14 protein-coding genes, 8 tRNA genes and 1 rRNA gene are annotated in these 15,719 nt (G+C 36.0%); 4 read left to right on the forward strand and 19 right to left on the reverse strand.

Features of this window, described 5'->3' with window-relative positions; all coding sequences use genetic code 11:
• Positions 1-183: 183 nt before the first annotated feature.
• Positions 184-1,170, forward strand: coding sequence for a biotin--[acetyl-CoA-carboxylase] ligase (locus J7E16_RS06985; protein ID WP_214890304.1), 987 nt, complete (start codon positions 184-186; stop codon positions 1,168-1,170).
• Between the two features lie 29 nt (positions 1,171-1,199).
• Positions 1,200-1,730, forward strand: coding sequence for a biotin transporter BioY (locus tag J7E16_RS06990; protein ID WP_251006109.1), 531 nt, complete (start codon positions 1,200-1,202; stop codon positions 1,728-1,730).
• Between the two features lie 101 nt (positions 1,731-1,831).
• Here J7E16_RS06990 and J7E16_RS06995 read toward each other — a convergent pair whose 3' ends face one another.
• From J7E16_RS06995 to J7E16_RS07020, 6 genes are all read right to left on the reverse strand, one after another.
• The gene (locus tag J7E16_RS06995; RefSeq protein WP_034547276.1) at positions 1,832-2,038 is read right to left on the reverse strand and encodes a YwbE family protein; all 207 of its coding nucleotides are present in this window, start codon (positions 2,036-2,038) and stop codon (positions 1,832-1,834) included.
• Positions 2,039-2,405: 367 nt separating this feature from the next.
• Positions 2,406-2,966: an anaerobic ribonucleoside-triphosphate reductase activating protein gene (gene nrdG / locus J7E16_RS07000; protein ID WP_034547274.1), complete on the reverse strand. Its 561-nt coding sequence runs from the start codon at positions 2,964-2,966 to the stop codon at positions 2,406-2,408.
• On the reverse strand, positions 2,963-5,164 hold the full coding sequence (nrdD, locus tag J7E16_RS07005; RefSeq protein WP_214890305.1) for an anaerobic ribonucleoside-triphosphate reductase: 2,202 nt from the start codon (positions 5,162-5,164) through the stop codon (positions 2,963-2,965). The genes nrdG and nrdD overlap by 4 nt, the downstream gene beginning before the upstream one ends.
• 182 nt (positions 5,165-5,346) lie before the next feature.
• Positions 5,347-5,886: a methylated-DNA--[protein]-cysteine S-methyltransferase gene (locus J7E16_RS07010; protein WP_214890307.1), complete on the reverse strand. Its 540-nt coding sequence runs from the start codon at positions 5,884-5,886 to the stop codon at positions 5,347-5,349.
• A gap of 23 nt (positions 5,887-5,909) precedes the next feature.
• Entirely contained in the window at positions 5,910-6,872 is a 963-nt protein-coding gene (locus J7E16_RS07015) for a tocopherol cyclase family protein (protein ID WP_214890309.1), read from the reverse strand.
• Positions 6,873-6,997: 125 nt separating this feature from the next.
• Positions 6,998-7,978, reverse strand: coding sequence for a metal ABC transporter substrate-binding protein (locus J7E16_RS07020; RefSeq protein ID WP_214890327.1), 981 nt, complete (start codon positions 7,976-7,978; stop codon positions 6,998-7,000).
• Positions 7,979-8,241: 263 nt separating this feature from the next.
• Here J7E16_RS07020 and proC point away from each other — a divergent pair, with 263 nt between their 5' ends.
• On the forward strand, positions 8,242-9,054 hold the full coding sequence (gene proC, locus J7E16_RS07025) for a pyrroline-5-carboxylate reductase (protein ID WP_214890311.1): 813 nt from the start codon (positions 8,242-8,244) through the stop codon (positions 9,052-9,054).
• A gap of 44 nt (positions 9,055-9,098) precedes the next feature.
• On the opposite strand, the gene tadA is transcribed toward proC, so the two are convergent.
• Entirely contained in the window at positions 9,099-9,641 is a 543-nt protein-coding gene (gene tadA / locus J7E16_RS07030) for a tRNA adenosine(34) deaminase TadA (protein WP_502756792.1), read from the reverse strand.
• 105 nt (positions 9,642-9,746) lie between these two features.
• Here tadA and J7E16_RS07035 point away from each other — a divergent pair, with 105 nt between their 5' ends.
• Entirely contained in the window at positions 9,747-10,610 is an 864-nt protein-coding gene (locus J7E16_RS07035) for a helix-turn-helix domain-containing protein (protein ID WP_214890317.1), read from the forward strand.
• Between the two features lie 65 nt (positions 10,611-10,675).
• On the opposite strand, the gene J7E16_RS07040 is transcribed toward J7E16_RS07035, so the two are convergent.
• The 12 genes from J7E16_RS07040 to rrf form a co-directional block, all read right to left on the reverse strand.
• On the reverse strand, positions 10,676-11,059 hold the full coding sequence (locus J7E16_RS07040) for a hypothetical protein (RefSeq protein WP_214890318.1): 384 nt from the start codon (positions 11,057-11,059) through the stop codon (positions 10,676-10,678).
• Positions 11,060-11,212: 153 nt separating this feature from the next.
• Positions 11,213-13,705 carry an ATP-dependent Clp protease ATP-binding subunit gene (locus J7E16_RS07045; RefSeq protein WP_214890320.1) on the reverse strand — a complete coding sequence of 831 codons (2,493 nt, stop codon included), beginning with the start codon at positions 13,703-13,705 and terminating at the stop codon, positions 11,213-11,215.
• 26 nt (positions 13,706-13,731) lie between these two features.
• On the reverse strand, positions 13,732-14,193 hold the full coding sequence (locus J7E16_RS07050) for a CtsR family transcriptional regulator (protein ID WP_214890321.1): 462 nt from the start codon (positions 14,191-14,193) through the stop codon (positions 13,732-13,734).
• A 648-nt stretch (positions 14,194-14,841) separates the two neighbouring features.
• Positions 14,842-14,915: transfer RNA gene (locus J7E16_RS07055), tRNA-Pro, on the reverse strand.
• 31 nt (positions 14,916-14,946) lie between these two features.
• Positions 14,947-15,020 (reverse strand) — tRNA-Arg (locus J7E16_RS07060).
• A gap of 3 nt (positions 15,021-15,023) precedes the next feature.
• A tRNA-Leu gene (locus J7E16_RS07065) sits at positions 15,024-15,112 on the reverse strand.
• A gap of 50 nt (positions 15,113-15,162) precedes the next feature.
• Positions 15,163-15,234: transfer RNA gene (locus tag J7E16_RS07070), tRNA-Gly, on the reverse strand.
• Positions 15,235-15,241: 7 nt separating this feature from the next.
• Positions 15,242-15,314, reverse strand: a tRNA-Thr gene (locus J7E16_RS07075).
• 33 nt (positions 15,315-15,347) lie between these two features.
• Positions 15,348-15,429: transfer RNA gene (locus J7E16_RS07080), tRNA-Leu, on the reverse strand.
• Positions 15,430-15,469: 40 nt separating this feature from the next.
• Positions 15,470-15,542 (reverse strand) — tRNA-Lys (locus J7E16_RS07085).
• A gap of 1 nt (position 15,543) precedes the next feature.
• Positions 15,544-15,619 (reverse strand) — tRNA-Val (locus J7E16_RS07090).
• 22 nt (positions 15,620-15,641) lie between these two features.
• Positions 15,642-15,719: ribosomal RNA gene (rrf, locus tag J7E16_RS11625) — 5S ribosomal RNA — on the reverse strand; the annotation flags it as partial.

Raw genomic sequence — 15,719 nt, forward strand, 5'->3', positions numbered from 1 at the left:
TTTGATTCTTCTATGACTTTTTTTGTAGAATGTTCTAATATTACTACTTTTATATTGATTAAACAAGCGTTATTCCTAACGTTCCCCCCTAATTTACAGCTTCTTACTTCGATTGTTACCTTTTTAAAAAAATGTAGTTGACAATAAAAAAAGAACCGATTATACTAAAACCGAGGTGAACTTATGTCTACAAAATTACGCATTCTTTCTGTATTAGAACAACAAAAAGGACAGAGTATTTCCGGTCAAACATTAGCAGATATTCTAGGCCTTTCAAGAACATCTATCTGGAAAGGCATCAAAACACTACAAAAAGAAGGGTATATTATTGAAGCTGTAACCAATAAAGGGTACCGACTTTCTGCGAAATCAGATGTCATTTCTGCCGAAACCATTAGACCATCCCTATTGGCTGCTCTGCAAGACCTTTCTATGCATACTTTTAAAACAATCGACTCTACAAATGATGAAGCTCGAAGACTTTCATCAAAAGATCCTATAAGGCAGGGAATCGTTCTGTCTGAAGAACAGACTAAAGGGCGCGGACGATTAGGTAAATCTTTTTATTCTCCTAGTCAAACGGGTATTTATATGAGTTTTTATCTCAAACCTAATTTAAATATGGCTGATGCTGCTTTAGTTACCACAGCCACTGCTGTAGCTGTTTGTTTGGCTATTGAAAAATTGACCACTAAGAAACCGCAAATTAAATGGGTAAATGATATTTATCTTGGCGATACAAAAATTTGCGGCATTTTAACAGAGGCGGTATCTGATTTTGAAAGTGGTAAAGTAGAGACCTTAATTGTTGGGATAGGTTTGAATGTCAAAGAACCTTCAGCCGGTTTCCCCACTGAACTAGAAGCTATTGCCGGCTTTCTTACATCTTCTACAGAAAAGGCTAGTTTTGATCGTAACCTCCTAATAGCTGAAATTGCGAACCAGTTCTATACCATCTACCAAGCGATCGAAGAACGTTCTTTTTTAGCAGAATATAAAAAACGCTGTTTTGTGTTGGGGAAAAAAATTACGTTCAAAGAACGCAATCAACAATTTGAAGCTGTTCCGATCGATATCGATTCCAAAGGAGGACTGGTAGTCCGGCTATCTGACGGTCACCAACGTACGTTGTCTTATGGCGAGATCATTATGAAAAAACCATTTGAATGATTACTTGTTCAATTTAAAAGGAGACTATTATGTCAAAATTAACTACACGAGAACTGACGCTTTGCAGTCTCATGGCTGCTTTAACTTATATCGGCAGTTTTATCAGCTTACCGTTAGGCCCTGTTCCCTTTACATTGCAAACACTGTTTGTCTTATTGACTGGTCTTATTTTGCGAAAGAGAGCTGCTTTTCTTGCACAAAGTTTGCATTTATTCTTGATTTTGATTTTCAAAGGGTTTCAATCTTTTTTAAGCCCTAGTTTTGGATTTGTGATTGGCTTCATTGTTGGTGCTTATCTTATGGCTTGGTTCTTAGAAAGTCGATCATTCACCCTGAAAACTGCTATAGGAGCGATGCTCATTGGCTCAAGTATCTTTTATTTATTCGGGTTGCCTTATATGATTTTTATAGTACGTGGCTACATGGATCTGACAATGAGCAACAGCCTTATTCTAAAAACCGGCTTCTTATTATTTATTCCAGGAGATATCATCAAGGCCGGTTTTGCTTTTCTGATTGCTTCTCGCTTACAGCCTTTTGTGCTCCGATTACCTAATTAAGCTAATACTGATTGTAGTTTCTACTAACTAAAAAGAGAGATCAAAGATGTTTTCACATCATTTGATTTCTCTTTTTAGTTTAGTTTGAACTTCATATTTTCTTATTTATCATCTGTTAAGATTTTTTGTACACGACCAACTTGGTCTCCTTCTTTCAACATCACTTTAATACCATGCGGATGCTGCGCGCTATTAGTTAAAATCCGTTTCACATGGCCTCTAGTTAACTTACTGGTTCGTTGGTCTTTTTTCAAAACAATATCGACTAATGAATCGATCTTAATGTTTACTCTTGATTTTCCATCCATTGCTATCCGCTCCTTTAACTAACTGTAGTGTAGCATATTTTAGTTATTTCATGCTACTTGTCTCCAAAAGAAGGCTGTATAATTTTTGGTGTTGATAGACTTAATCTAATGGCATTACTTACCCAAAATTTATGGAGGAATAGGGTTGCTTGTAGCCATGTAGAGGATTCAATGAGAATTACACAACGTTGGCGCTTCAGCGATTACGTTGTGTTTGAAGCTTGAAAGCCGGAAGACATTCTTTTAGGCTTCAGGCGTTCCCTTGGCTCTCCACAAGCAAACCCGTCCATTCCAGAATAAATTTTTTTGAAACATCCACACCATTTGTTGTAGAACCCAAAAGAAAACGATTGGCCGCTCTTCTAATTTAGCTAAACTGATTTTCCCATAAAATAACTTCTTTTTGTTTCAATGACGCTTGCACATCAATGATTCGTTGATTTGAACTGCCGCGAAACTGTAACGTTAAATCCTTTTTAGCTAGTTCAAACCGACCATCTACGACAACATCCAACAAGGAAAGCAATTCCAATTTATCCTCAGATTCTTGCATCAATTCTTGCCAAGTATATCCGGTCCATGACCAGATATCTTTTGTATACCCATATTCAGAACGGATTCTTTTGGCTAATGGGATAGCTACTTGCGTATTTAAAAACGGCTCGCCTCCTAAGAGGGTCAAACCTTGAACATAAGGATGCCGTAAATCTTCTATGATTGAGTCTTCTAGTTTAGTCGTATACTCAAATCCGTAAGCAAAATTTTGAGCGATTTTATTGTAACAGCCTTTGCATGCAAATAAACACCCGCTCATATAAAGGCTGCATCTTACTCCTTCTCCATCAACAAAATTAAACGGTTTATAATCGGCGATCCGGCTTTGGCTATAGTCCTTAGCCAGCCACTCTTTTGGTTTAGGGTTTCTCATTTTTTAACTTCCTCATCCTTTGGCATATGTTTGACACGGGCTAAAATTTCTTTGTGTCTTCCATGAACCATTGGTCTAGCTTGAGGGTTACCTAAATAGCCGCAGGTTCTTTTTACAACATCACACGTTTCTGGATCAGTATTGCCGCATTCAGGGCACTTAAATCCTCTTTCGGTCGGATCAAAATCTCCATCGAATCCGCAGTCATAGCAATGATCGATTGGTGTATTGGTCCCAAGGTATCCGATACGGTCATAGGCAAAATCCCACACAGCTTCCAATGCTTTTGGATTCTGTTGCATATTTGGATACTCACAATAATGAATGAATCCACCAGAAGTATATTCCGGATAATCTTTTTCAAATTCTATTTTTTCAAATGGTGTCGGTTTTTTACGAACATCATAGTGGAAACTGTTCATGTAATACTCTTTATCTGTAATATTATCTATTACGCCAAATTTTTTCGTATCTAAGCGACAAAACCGATCGGTTAGACTTTCACTTGGGGTTGAATACACACTAAAATGGTAGCCTTGTTCTTCTCCCCACTGATCTGTGTGCTGCTTCATTTCTTTAAGGATATCTATTGTAAATTGTTTAGCTTCTTCATTTTTCTCCCATTCAGGTCCAAAAAACACTGTTGCTGTTTCGTATAATCCGATATACCCTAAAGATACTGTGGCACGTTTGCCTTTAAATAGGTCATCCACAAGAGCTTCCTTTTTAATCCGCTTTCCAAAAGCTCCATACTGATACAATATAGGAGCATTTTCGGGTGTAGCTTCTTTTGTTCTTTGAACCCGGTAAACTAACGCATCTCGGCAAACCGATAACCGTTCCTCAAGTATTTTCCAAAATACCGTTTGGTCTCCTTTAGACTCTAAAGCTATGCGCGGCAAATTCATAGTAACGACACCTAAATTCATTCTTCCAGCGTTCACTTCATTTCCATCTTCATCTTTCCAACCTTGCAAGAAAGAGCGACACCCCATTGGAGCTTTAAAGCTGCCGGTTAATGAGACAAGTTTATCGTACATCAAGACATCAGGATACATTCTTTTCGTCGAACAAGTGAGCGCTAATTTTTTCAAATCGTAATTTTTATCTTCTGGATTTAAATTGACCCCTCGCTTCAATGAAAAGACGAGTTTTGGAAAAATAGCCGTTCTCTTCTCTTTTCCCAATCCATTGATTCGTACTTGCAAAATAGACTGTTGAATCTCTCGTTCAAACCAATCTGTTCCTAATCCAAATCCTAATGTTGTGAATGGTGTTTGCCCTTGTGATGAATAAAGCGTATTGATTTCATATTCTAAACTTTGCATCGCATCATAAATATCTTTTTTAGTTTTTTCTTTTGCATACTGCTGCTGCTTTTCTTCTCCTGAGATCCATTCTTTCGCTGTTTTTAAATGTTTCTGATAATTTAATCGACTATAAGGAGCCAATACTTCATCGATTCGATCGGCACTACATCCGCCATACTGGCTGGAAGCAACATTGGCAATAATTTGAGCCATTTGCGCAGCTGCTGTTTGGATCGAACGTGGGCTTTCTACTTCAGCATTTCCTATCTTAAATCCTTCACTAAACATACTTTTGAAATCGATCAGGCAACAATTTGTCATTGGTGAATACGGTTGATAATCTAAATCATGGTAATGAATATCTCCTTTTTGATGAGCATTAGCTACATGTTTCGGCAACAGTTTAAGACCTATCGATTTAGCAACTATCCCCGCAGTCAGATCTCTTTGTGTATTAAAAATATTACTGTCTTTATTCGCATTTTCGTTTACAACTGTCTGTTCTTTGAGCAGCAGATGATGGATACCATGATTGATATCTGTTGACTGACTTCTTTCCAGATCACGACGGGTCCTATAAACCAAGTAAGCTTCAGCCAATTCATGTTTATGTGCGTCTATCACAGTGTGTTCGACGATACTTTGAATCTCATAGATTTTAATATTGTCGATAAATCGGCTCGCTATTTCTTCTTTGACTTCTTCAACGATGTCTTTTAACTCCTGAATGTTTTTTTCGTCTGTTTGGTTTGTCAATGAACGCTGAGCTTTCAATAAGGCCTCGAAGATTTTTTCTTCTTTAAATTCAACTTCTCTGCCATCTCTTTTTAACACTTTCAATTTATCATTGTTCAATTTTTCACAAAAATCATTATTGGTTTTTAACATTCTTGATCACCATCCTATTCATTTCTTTCAAACACCATATGTAGTTAACAAAACTGTTTGGAATCTATATATAGTATAATAAGGCATGACCTTCATTTTAGCAAGTCTTTTTCAAGTCCTTATTAGACATATAAATAGACCATACATCAGCATGTATGGCCTATCTACATTTAGAAGCTTACTTAATTATTCGCAAGACCTGTTGCTCTTGTATATTTTTCTAAATTTAACAATTTTTCTTTCATCTCTAACTTTCCTCGATAACCCGCTAACTTACCATTCTTATGGATAACACGATGGCAAGGAACTACGATCAATACGGGATTTCTTCCGATTGCTGTACCAACAGCCCGAAAAGAGTTGGGCTGTCCAATTTCTGCTGCAATTTCACCATAATATCTTGTTTCCCCATACGGAATATCATTCAAAACATTCCAAACCTTTTGTTGAAATAAAGTCCCATTAATATCTAATGGAAAAGTAAACGTCATTCTAGTCCCATTAAAATACTCTAGAATTTGTTGATGGTACTGCTGTAATTTAGCCATATCCTCCACCAAAACTGCTTTTGGGTACGCCTTTGTCATCCACACTTCAAGTTCACTCAGCGGCTCATTTAGCGAACTCACAAAACAAAGTCCTTTATCGGTTGCTGCGATATAAAGTCTGCCTAAGTCATATTTAAAAGAGCCATAAATTATTTCCTGTTCATTATTCTCCATTTTTTCACCTCTTTAAACTAGGCTTAAACTATTTCGATACCTATTAAATTACCTGTATCTTGGTACACCTTATTCTGCTTCTTATCTTTCAATAAAATAGTGACTTCTCCTGATAAACCTTCTTTAATAGCCTTATTCATACTTCCATTTTCAGGAGCGATAAGTTCACCAGAACATGTAATCAGTCCTTTAACCGTTAGTTCTGCTTCTTTATTTGTAAAAACAATCGTTACTGAATCTTTTGTTTGATCCAATATGCTTACTTTACTATTGTTATAGGTTGCAAAGCGATACTCTTTGTCATTCACTATTAGATTACAAATAAACCCTTTAAAGGTTTTTACGTGAAATGGGATATGTGCAACTGATAAAAACAGACTAGTACTGGGATCTTTGAAATGATTTGAATGGATCCAAATATACTCTTTCGGAAAAGAAGTGCCCCAATCTTTTTCGATATACCCTTTACCATTTGTAAATTCAATGTCTTTATTGTTGATTGTTAAGCTCCCTTGTAAACGATGGTTCATGCTGATCACACCATGGTAACACTCCATCTTTGGAACATATGCAAATCCTCCCATGATCGAAGGAGCTAAAAGGGGTTTTTTTATACTTTGGAAAGTTCCTAAGCCTAATTTCCCTTGGATCATAAACTGCTCATCTTTAAGTCGCACGGAGATAAATGATTCCGTAAAAATATTTTGCCCAATTTGAACTAGAAATGGTTCATTTTGATAACTAAATTCGTCTAACCGGTAACGAATGTAACCCGTCTTTGTCGTTTTTTCATTTCGTTCATTTAAATTCATGTAGATATACTGGACAAAACTATGCTCATCTCCGCTGAATAAATTTACCCCTGGAATAAAACTGATACTGGTCTTTTCATCGAATGATACTTGCTTAAAATACCAACCTTCAAAGTAATTTTTTTTATTTAAATTTCCTTGAAAAAGAATTGGATTTTTTATTTTTTCAAACATTTAGCTACCTCCATATCGTCACTTCTCTTCCATTCCCAATGACTTATGTTTTATCTTTATCTTACTTTATTTGATAAAAGATAGCTAATAAACTGCCGGATCTAACCGAAAGTACTTATTACAACCTAACGAATACTTTTCTTTAAAGAGTCCAAGTTTTTTTTCATGACTTCAATATAGTCTATCCCATCTTCCTGATCTTCTTGACTGACTCCCGCTAGTGGACTCAACAAAGCTAATTCAACTCCGACCTCATTTGCCAATGTTTCAGCGATTTTGGAAGAAGCATTGTCTTCAAAATAAATATATTCAATTTTTTCTTCTTTGATAATTTCTGATAGCTCAGCTAATTTAGCTGGACTCGGTTCTTCTTCTGTTGTTAACCCAGCTATTGAAACTTGAATCAAATCATACCGTTTTGCTAAATACCCAAAAGCTGTGTGTTGTGTAACGAATGTTCGATTTTTTGCATCTTTAAAAGTAGTTTGATATTCCTGATTTAATGCTTCCAACTCTTGATTATAGGAAACAGCATTTGCTTCGTAGCTTTCTTGATTTTCTGGATCAGCAATAATCAGCCCCTCTTTTATAGTTGTCACTTCTTCTTGAGCAAATACAGGATCTAACCAAATATGAGGATCGAATGCATGCAGGTGTTCTTCTTCCACATCAGCCTCATATTCATGCTCTTCATGCTCTTCGGTTGATTCATTTTCAATAAGCGAGATGCCTTCACCAGCATCAATAACTTGCACCTGTTCTAGATCAATCGTGTCGAGTACCGCTGGGACCCACGTTTCCATTTCTTCGCTATTGTAAATAAAAACATCCGCTTCTTGAATTTCAGCGACCTCTTTTGCACTAGGTTCAAAACTATGCACATCTGTTCCAGCTGGCAACAACAAAGACACCTCAGCAGAATCCTGGGTCACATTTCTTGTGAAATCATACATTGGATAAAAAGTAGTCACTACTTTTAATTTATCTTCTTTATTAGTATTTTCTGATGAGTTACTAGCTTGTTCATCCGTTACACAACTAGCTAGTATTGCTGCTGCACTAATTAGGGTTAAACCCACGGCTATTGATTTAGTTGATTTCATGATTTTTCATCCTCCAGTTAATAAAAATATGAACTTTTGCCTAAACTTTCATACGTTCGCAAAACGTAACAGTTACGTTTTGAAGTATACCTGTTTTTTTAAATACGTGCAACTCTTTTTAATATCCTTATCATTATCCAATTTAATTTTTTATGATTTTAGAAATTGATTGCCTTCTAAAATCAACTAAAGTAAATTATTAAACCTACTTTTTTGGAGTTATGGTAAGATGAACCTCTAAAATAAAAAATTTAGGAGTGTTAACTATGAAAGTAGGATTCATCGGTATTGGGAACATGGCTAATGCCATTATTAAAGGTATTATACAAAATGGGCATACATCCAACCAAGATATTTATGTACACAATACAACTCCAGAAAAATTAGCAATTTTCACCGCAGAAACTGGAACGCATGCTTGTTCATCTAATAAAGAACTGGTAGAAAAGGTCGATATTTTAATTCTCGCAGCTAAACCAAATGTTTTTCCAGCTATTTTAACAGAAATTAAAGCTGAACTCGCTATTCATCGACCAGTAGTTGTCTCGATTGCAGCCGGAACGACCATTCAAAAACTGTCGGAGCTATTGAATGATAACAATGACACACCAATAATTCGAGTGATGCCTAATCTGAATTCACAGATTGGAGAAGGGATGACTGCTATTTGCGGAAATAACTATGCAACTCCTGAACAAAAAGCATTCGTTTTGAATATGTTTAAAGCTGTTGGAGAAGCTATCGAATTGCCTGAAAAAGACTTTAGCACATTTACAGCACTTGCTGGAAGTTCACCAGCATTTGTCTTTTTATTTATTGATTCCTTGGCAAGAGCTGCTGTTAAAAATGGTATGTCTAAAGAAACAGCAACAAAAATTGCTGCCCAGGCTGTACTTGGAAGTGGAAAATTAGTATTGGATAGCAGTGAAACACCATGGAATTTAATCGATCAGGTTTCTTCTCCAGGAGGAACAACTGTTGAAGGTGTTTTAACATTAGAAGATACTGGCTTTGTCTCTTCTATTACAAAGGCTGTACAAGCAGTTATCGATAAAGATCAAGCTATGATGCAACAGTAAATGCATGCGTGTATCGGAAAATAAAAAAAGACGGCAACCTCGTATTATACTTGGCTGTCGTCTTCTTTAGTTAGTTTTGCTTTTCTTTGCATTTTTTCTTCTTTTTTACGTTTTCTCAATTCTCGGAAAAAATCACTTAATAATTGACTACATTCTTCTTCCAAAAGACCTTTTTCAGTTTGTACTTGGTGGTTAAAACGATTATCATCAAGCAAATTCATCAATGTACCTGCTGTGCCACCTTTAGGATCACTTGCTCCGTAATAAAGTTCTTTGATACGAGATAAAATCATCGCACCACTGCACATAGGGCAAGGTTCTAATGTTACAAATAATTGAGCGTCCTCTAAACGCCAATTTTTCAAATTTCGATTAGCTTCTTGAATAGCCAACATCTCCGCATGAGTTGTTGCATCATTTGATTCTTCTCTTATGTTATGCCCACGACCAATAATGTCCCCATTTAGCACAACTACTGCACCTATAGGGACCTCTAATTTTGATTTTGCTTTGTGAGCTTCTTTGATCGCTTCTTGCATAAAATACGTTTTTTCTTCAATAGTTAACATCTGCCCATTCCTTCGCATACTCTTTTCTTTATCATAGCATAATTTACCTACAAACTTATGTTAAAAATGATAGAATAAGAATACAAACTAATTGTATCGGTTTTCATTTAAAGGAGTGCTCTTATGAATTTCAATCAATTTAAATCTATTTATCCATCTGCTTTTTTAACAGATGTTTCAAAAAATGATCAAGCTTTTTTAACGTTTCCTTACCAAAATAAATGGATCAATTTTGATGAAAATCAGCTGACAGTCTCAGAAAAAAAATTACTTTATCTGATTTTTAATCAAGATATCACCATGCAAAATTTAGAAACTCCGCAATCAAAATGGTATCAATTTTTAATAGAGGATACCCCTTCCCTTCCCATTGAAAAAGGTATCTACCGAGTTGTACAATTTGATATCACAAAAAAAGACACTCGTTTTGATAAAAAATTATGGCTTAGCTCATTTAAAAGCTTTTTTAAAGATGTACAAGAAGCATTCTTTATTGATGATCATTACGGACTTTTGATCCACCGTTATTCAGGTTTTTCAGCAGCTCAAGAGGAGACGATTGGGATCTTACAGACTTTAGATGACGATTTTTCAACAAAAACGAGTGGCTATATTGGCCAATATTGGCCTCTTTCTTTAGACTTCAAGCAATTTTTTAAAGAGGAGCAAACTATTTTTTTAAATCAATTACAAAAAAGCAAACAGGTTTTTTCCTTGTCTGATGTTGCACTGAATTACTATGCTTCAGAAGCTCTATCAAAAAGTCCCATTATCCAACAATTAAAAAAAGATTTAGCTTCTCACCCTGAAATAAAGGAGCTGATCACAGCAATATGGCTGAATCAAGGAAACATAAGCCTGGCAGCTAAATATCTTTATATTCACCGAAATACATTACAGTATCGGTTAGATCGATTTTTTGAAGAATTCGGTTTTTCATTAAAAGATAGAAACGATCTACTTCTTTGTTATTTAATAACAATTTAAAAAAATCGACCGTTAAATAGAAATTTAACGGTCGATTTTTTGCTCACTATTAGCTTTAAACTAATTTATTTTTTTAATTTATGTTTCAAATCTTTTTTATGATGTTTCAGTTCATGATGTAAATCATGCTTTTTATCCATAAAAGCATCTCTAAAATCATTTGTAGTCTCTTTCAGATGATTCCCATATGAACTTACGTTGCCTTTCAAGTCAGAAACTTTATCAACGACACTCAATAAATTAGCCACTTCCGTATCGGATAAATCATCTACAACACTCATTGCCTTTTCGTTGCCTTTTAATTTTTCTTTCACAAAATATCTTGCTCTTTTACGATTCATTTTAGACTCTAATTTTTCCATTGCCATGCTTGAAGTTGAAACTATAATTGCCCCCACTGCAAAGACCGTTCCAACTCCTACTAGTAAAGATTTTGTTGAATTTTTCATGAATAGTCACTTTCCTTCCATTATTTCTTTTGTTTTATCATAGCAGAAAGAAATTTAAAATACGAATAAAAACGTTTACTATCTTATAAAGATAGTAAACATTTTATTATCTTATAAAGATAGTAAACATTTTATTATCTCAGAGCAATTAAATCAGTTATTCTCACTTACAGTCAATGCTTTTTCAGTTATTTTCTTTAAATCTGTCACAGTAATACGGATAGTCCCCTTTGAGGCACCAATTGTAACATGATCACCAATTTTGACCCGTCCGCTTAATAATTCTTCGCTTAATCGATCTTCAACCTCTTTTTGAAGTGCACGACGTATCGGACGTGCACCATACTCAGGGTCATAACCAGCTTTAGCAATGACATCAATAGCTGCTTGCGTAATTTTAACATCAATATCCATATCTTTTAATCTTTTAATAATGGTTTGTGCCATTAATTTTACAATTTGTGTTAATTCTGCTTTTTCTAGAGAATGGAATACGATAGAATCATCAATACGGTTAATAAATTCTGGTTTAAACGTCTTTTTCATTTCTTCCAGTATCCGTTTTTCCATTGCTGAATGATCCTTTTTATTGTTTTTTGTACTAAATCCTACCGATTTTTCATCTCTTAGAGCTGTTGCTCCCAAGTTAGATGTCATAATCATGACCGTATTTTTAAAATCGACTTTCCGACCTTTAGCATCTGTTAAATGACCATCATCAAGAACTTGTAATAAAATATTAAAAACGTCTGGATGGGCTTTTTCAACTTCATCGAATAGAATAACAGAATATGGTTTTTGACGAATTTTTTCAGTCAATTGACCACCTTCATCATATCCTACATATCCCGGAGGTGAACCAATCAAACGACTCGTGCTGTATTTTTCCATAAATTCAGACATATCCACCCGTACTAATGCTTCTTCATTGCCAAACATGGCTTCAGCAAGTGCCTTAGCTAGCTCTGTTTTTCCGACACCTGTAGGCCCTAAGAACATAAATGAACCAATTGGGCGATTTGGATCTTTCAACCCACTCCTAGATCGTCTAATTGCTCTAGAAACTGATTCAACTGCTTGTTCTTGTCCAATCACTCGTTTATGCAATATTTTTTCTAAATTCATTAATCGGTCAGATTCTTTTTGCTCCATCTGTTGAACGGGAATACTCGTCCAAAGAGAGACTACTTCTGCAATATCTCTTTCCGTTACCTGCAATGATTTTAACGAAGCTTTTCCTTCTTGTTTTTGCAGCAAATTTTCAATTTTTTTGCGTTGTTTCATTTCTTTCATACGAATTCTAGCAGCTTTCTCAAAGTCTTGTAACTGTATTGCTTCTTCTTTGGTCTGTATCAAAGCCTCCAATTCTGCAACTGCAGCTGCAACTGGAGAAGGTTTACCTGAAACATCTAAACGTACTTTAGAAGCAGATTCATCTATCAAATCAATAGCTTTATCCGGCAACTGTCTTGATGTAATATAACGAGATGAGAGTTTAACTGCAGCGTGTACAGCTTCATCTGTAATTTTGACACCATGATGATCCTCATAACGAGAACGTAAACCTAATAAAATTTCTTCTGCTTCTTCTTCAGAAGGAGGATCGACATGGATCGGTGAAAATCGTCTTTCTAAAGCAGCATCCTTTTCAATATATTTTTGGTATTCATCTAGTGTTGTTGCTCCTATGGTCTGTAGTTCACCACGCGCTAATGCAGGTTTCAAGATATTAGACGCATCGATCGCACCCTCTGCTCCACCAGCACCAATTAGAGTATGCAACTCATCTATGAATAAGATAACTTCGCCATCTTGGTAAATCTCGTCTATAATTTTTTTCATTCGTTCTTCGAATTCACCACGATATTTTGTACCTGCTACCAACGAACCCATATCAAGCATCATCAATCGTTTATTTGCTAATGCAGCTGGAACTTCACCGTCATTGATTTTTTGTGCTAATCCTTCTGCAATGGCTGTTTTACCTACACCGGGTTCTCCTACCAAAACAGGATTATTTTTCGTTCTGCGGCTCAAAACTTGGATAATACGTTGGATTTCTTTATGACGCCCAACTACTGGATCTAATTTTCCTTCTCTTGCCACGGATGTTAAGTCGCGAGCTAAAGAATCTAAAGTAGGTGTACCTGCGACTTGTTTAGCAGCTGGTTTTGCCTTTCTACCTTTACTATTCGTTACATCGCTCAAACCGATTTTTTTCAACACGATTTGACGGGCTTTATTTAAATTAATATCGAGATTACTTAAAATTTTAGATGATAAAATATCCTCTTCGCGCAACAGCCCTAATAATAAATGCTCTGTACCCACAAGTGCTGAACCCATACGTCTTGCTTCATCTGTAGCAAATGTTATAGCCTGTTTAGCTCTTGGAGAATAAGGAAGAATAGCATTTTTAGAAAGGTATTTCATTGTTCCGTAACCCGTAAAGTGTTCGATTTCTTCTCGGATATCAATTTCTGTAACAGAAAATTGTCTTAACGTTTTTCCGGCAATTCCATCCTGTTCCATAATCAAGCCTAAAAGTAAGTGCTCAGTTCCTACAGAATGATGACGAAATCCCTTTGCTTCTTCTTGCGCCATGATTAAAACCATTCTTGCTTTTTCAGAAAATAATTCATCCATCTATATTTCGCCTCCGGTTTTATTCTTTACTCATATTTTAAATTATTTAAAAAAGCTACTAATAATCTAGCTCTTAATTCATTTTCAATCATTCCATTAGCATTCAAGAGTGATTTTTCCATCACAGATAATATGATGTTAGCTTCTCGCTTAGTCAACATTTCAGTTTCAAATAATCTCTCTATAATAGAACAAGCATTTTTTTGGGTAATTTTATTTCCAACAATATCGATCATCATATCCAACATTTCAGCTTCATCTATCAATTTTACTTTAATAATACGTATATACCCTCCACCACCACGCTTACTTTCAACTAAATAACCTTGTTGCACAGTAAAACGGGTGTTTATAACATAATTTATTTGGGAAGGAACACAATTAAATCGATTTGCCATTTCACTACGCCTAATTTCGACTCGTTCATCTTGACCTAACACTTTCTTTAAATAAGCTTCAATGATATCTGACATGTTTTGATTGTGCATGAGCTATCTGTTACTAAAACATTTCAGTGTATAGTAAAGATAATAGCTTTATCTTTACTACATTGCAACGGTGTTTTTTTAGTAACACTCCTTTTCTTATCGTCCCAACACTAGACTTAATCATTTAGTTTATCAATAACATAAACTAAATCAATAGCGGAGGATACTTCTAGCGAGAACCAGAAAGTATTCTTGACTAATCCTGACTTTCATTATACGAGAAATAAGAGGATTTGAAAAGTAACTCTACTCATTTCCATTTAAACAACTTCTAAATTGGCTCTATTCCTCAATAAACAAAGGATAAATACTTCAAAAAAATATTTTTATAAAAAAAAAACCTTATTTTCAAATCATCAACTGACTTAAAAAAATTGTTTTGTATGCTAATTTAAAAAGGTAAATAGTAGTCGTATCTTTTAGCGTATGGATGTGGCGACACCATTTTGTAGTACTTCCTAGGCTGTCTCATGTATTCTGCCAGAGCATCCTTTACACGGCTACAAGCGACCCTATTACTCTAGAAATTTGGAAGGATTAATTTATCAACACTAAAAATTATACAGCCGATATTACTTAACAGTATAAAACGAACAAAAAAAGGTGCTTTCTCTAAATTAAGAGAAAGCACCTTTTTATAATTATTTATCGGGAAGACAGGATTCGAACCTGCGACCCCTTGGTCCCAAACCAAGTGCTCTACCAAGCTGAGCTACTTCCCGTTCATGATTCCTCATTCTTTTTTAAATGAAATGCACCCAAGAGGACTTGAACCTCTAACCCCTTGATTCGTAGTCAAGTACTCTATCCAATTGAGCTATGGGTGCGTATGGTGCCGAGGGCCGGAATCGAACCGGCACGGTGATCACTCACCGCAGGATTTTAAGTCCTGTGCGTCTACCTGTTCCGCCACCCCGGCATTAGAACAGCTTATTCTTTTTACGAATGAGCTTACTAGTCAACCTAGTAAGCGAAAGACGGGATTCGAACCCGCGACCCCCACCTTGGCAAGGTGATGTTCTACCACTGAACTACTTTCGCAAAAGAATGCCGGCTAAAGGAGTTGAACCCTCGACCCTCTGATTACAAATCAGATGCTCTACCAACTGAGCTAAGCCGGCTAAAGTAATACTTCAGTCCTTCAATAAAAACAGTGCGGGTGAAGGGACTTGAACCCCCACGTCTTACGACGCTAGATCCTAAATCTAGTGCGTCTGCCAATTCCGCCACACCCGCAAAAACATGGCATAACTAAACATATTTGCATGATTAGCTATGAGTCATGCAGGATTCGAACCTGCGACCCTCTGATTAAAAGTCAGATGCTCTACCAACTGAGCTAATGACTCATGGTGGAGGTTGACGGGATCGAACCGCCGACCCTCTGCTTGTAAGGCAGATGCTCTCCCAGCTGAGCTAAACCTCCATAAAAAAAAACAATTGAATCTGCGTGGCAACGTCCTACTCTCACAAAGGGAAACCCTTCACTACCATCGGCGCTAAGAAGCTTAACTTCTGTGTTCGGC

The sequence above is a fragment of the Carnobacterium sp. ISL-102 genome (genome assembly GCF_018612935.1).
Lineage (GTDB): Bacteria > Bacillota > Bacilli > Lactobacillales > Carnobacteriaceae > Carnobacterium_B > Carnobacterium_B alterfunditum.

What these genes read in the sequence shown, in the direction of transcription:
- J7E16_RS07010 (WP_214890307.1), bottom strand. Translation starts at nt 5,886, where the DNA reads ATGGAGAATAATGAACAGGAAATAATTTATGGCTCTTTTAAATATGAC.
- J7E16_RS07045 (WP_214890320.1), bottom strand. Translation starts at nt 13,705, where the DNA reads ATGGATGAATTATTTTCTGAAAAAGCAAGAATGGTTTTAATCATGGCG.
- nrdG (WP_034547274.1), bottom strand. Translation starts at nt 2,966, where the DNA reads ATGAGAAACCCTAAACCAAAAGAGTGGCTGGCTAAGGACTATAGCCAA.
- J7E16_RS06990 (WP_251006109.1), top strand. Translation starts at nt 1,200, where the DNA reads ATGTCAAAATTAACTACACGAGAACTGACGCTTTGCAGTCTCATGGCT.
- proC (WP_214890311.1), top strand. Translation starts at nt 8,242, where the DNA reads ATGAAAGTAGGATTCATCGGTATTGGGAACATGGCTAATGCCATTATT.
- tadA (WP_502756792.1), bottom strand. Translation starts at nt 9,641, where the DNA reads ATGCGAAGGAATGGGCAGATGTTAACTATTGAAGAAAAAACGTATTTT.
- J7E16_RS07035 (WP_214890317.1), top strand. Translation starts at nt 9,747, where the DNA reads ATGAATTTCAATCAATTTAAATCTATTTATCCATCTGCTTTTTTAACA.
- nrdD (WP_214890305.1), bottom strand. Translation starts at nt 5,164, where the DNA reads ATGTTAAAAACCAATAATGATTTTTGTGAAAAATTGAACAATGATAAA.
- J7E16_RS07015 (WP_214890309.1), bottom strand. Translation starts at nt 6,872, where the DNA reads ATGTTTGAAAAAATAAAAAATCCAATTCTTTTTCAAGGAAATTTAAAT.
- J7E16_RS07050 (WP_214890321.1), bottom strand. Translation starts at nt 14,193, where the DNA reads ATGCACAATCAAAACATGTCAGATATCATTGAAGCTTATTTAAAGAAA.
- J7E16_RS07040 (WP_214890318.1), bottom strand. Translation starts at nt 11,059, where the DNA reads ATGAAAAATTCAACAAAATCTTTACTAGTAGGAGTTGGAACGGTCTTT.
- J7E16_RS06995 (WP_034547276.1), bottom strand. Translation starts at nt 2,038, where the DNA reads ATGGATGGAAAATCAAGAGTAAACATTAAGATCGATTCATTAGTCGAT.
- J7E16_RS06985 (WP_214890304.1), top strand. Translation starts at nt 184, where the DNA reads ATGTCTACAAAATTACGCATTCTTTCTGTATTAGAACAACAAAAAGGA.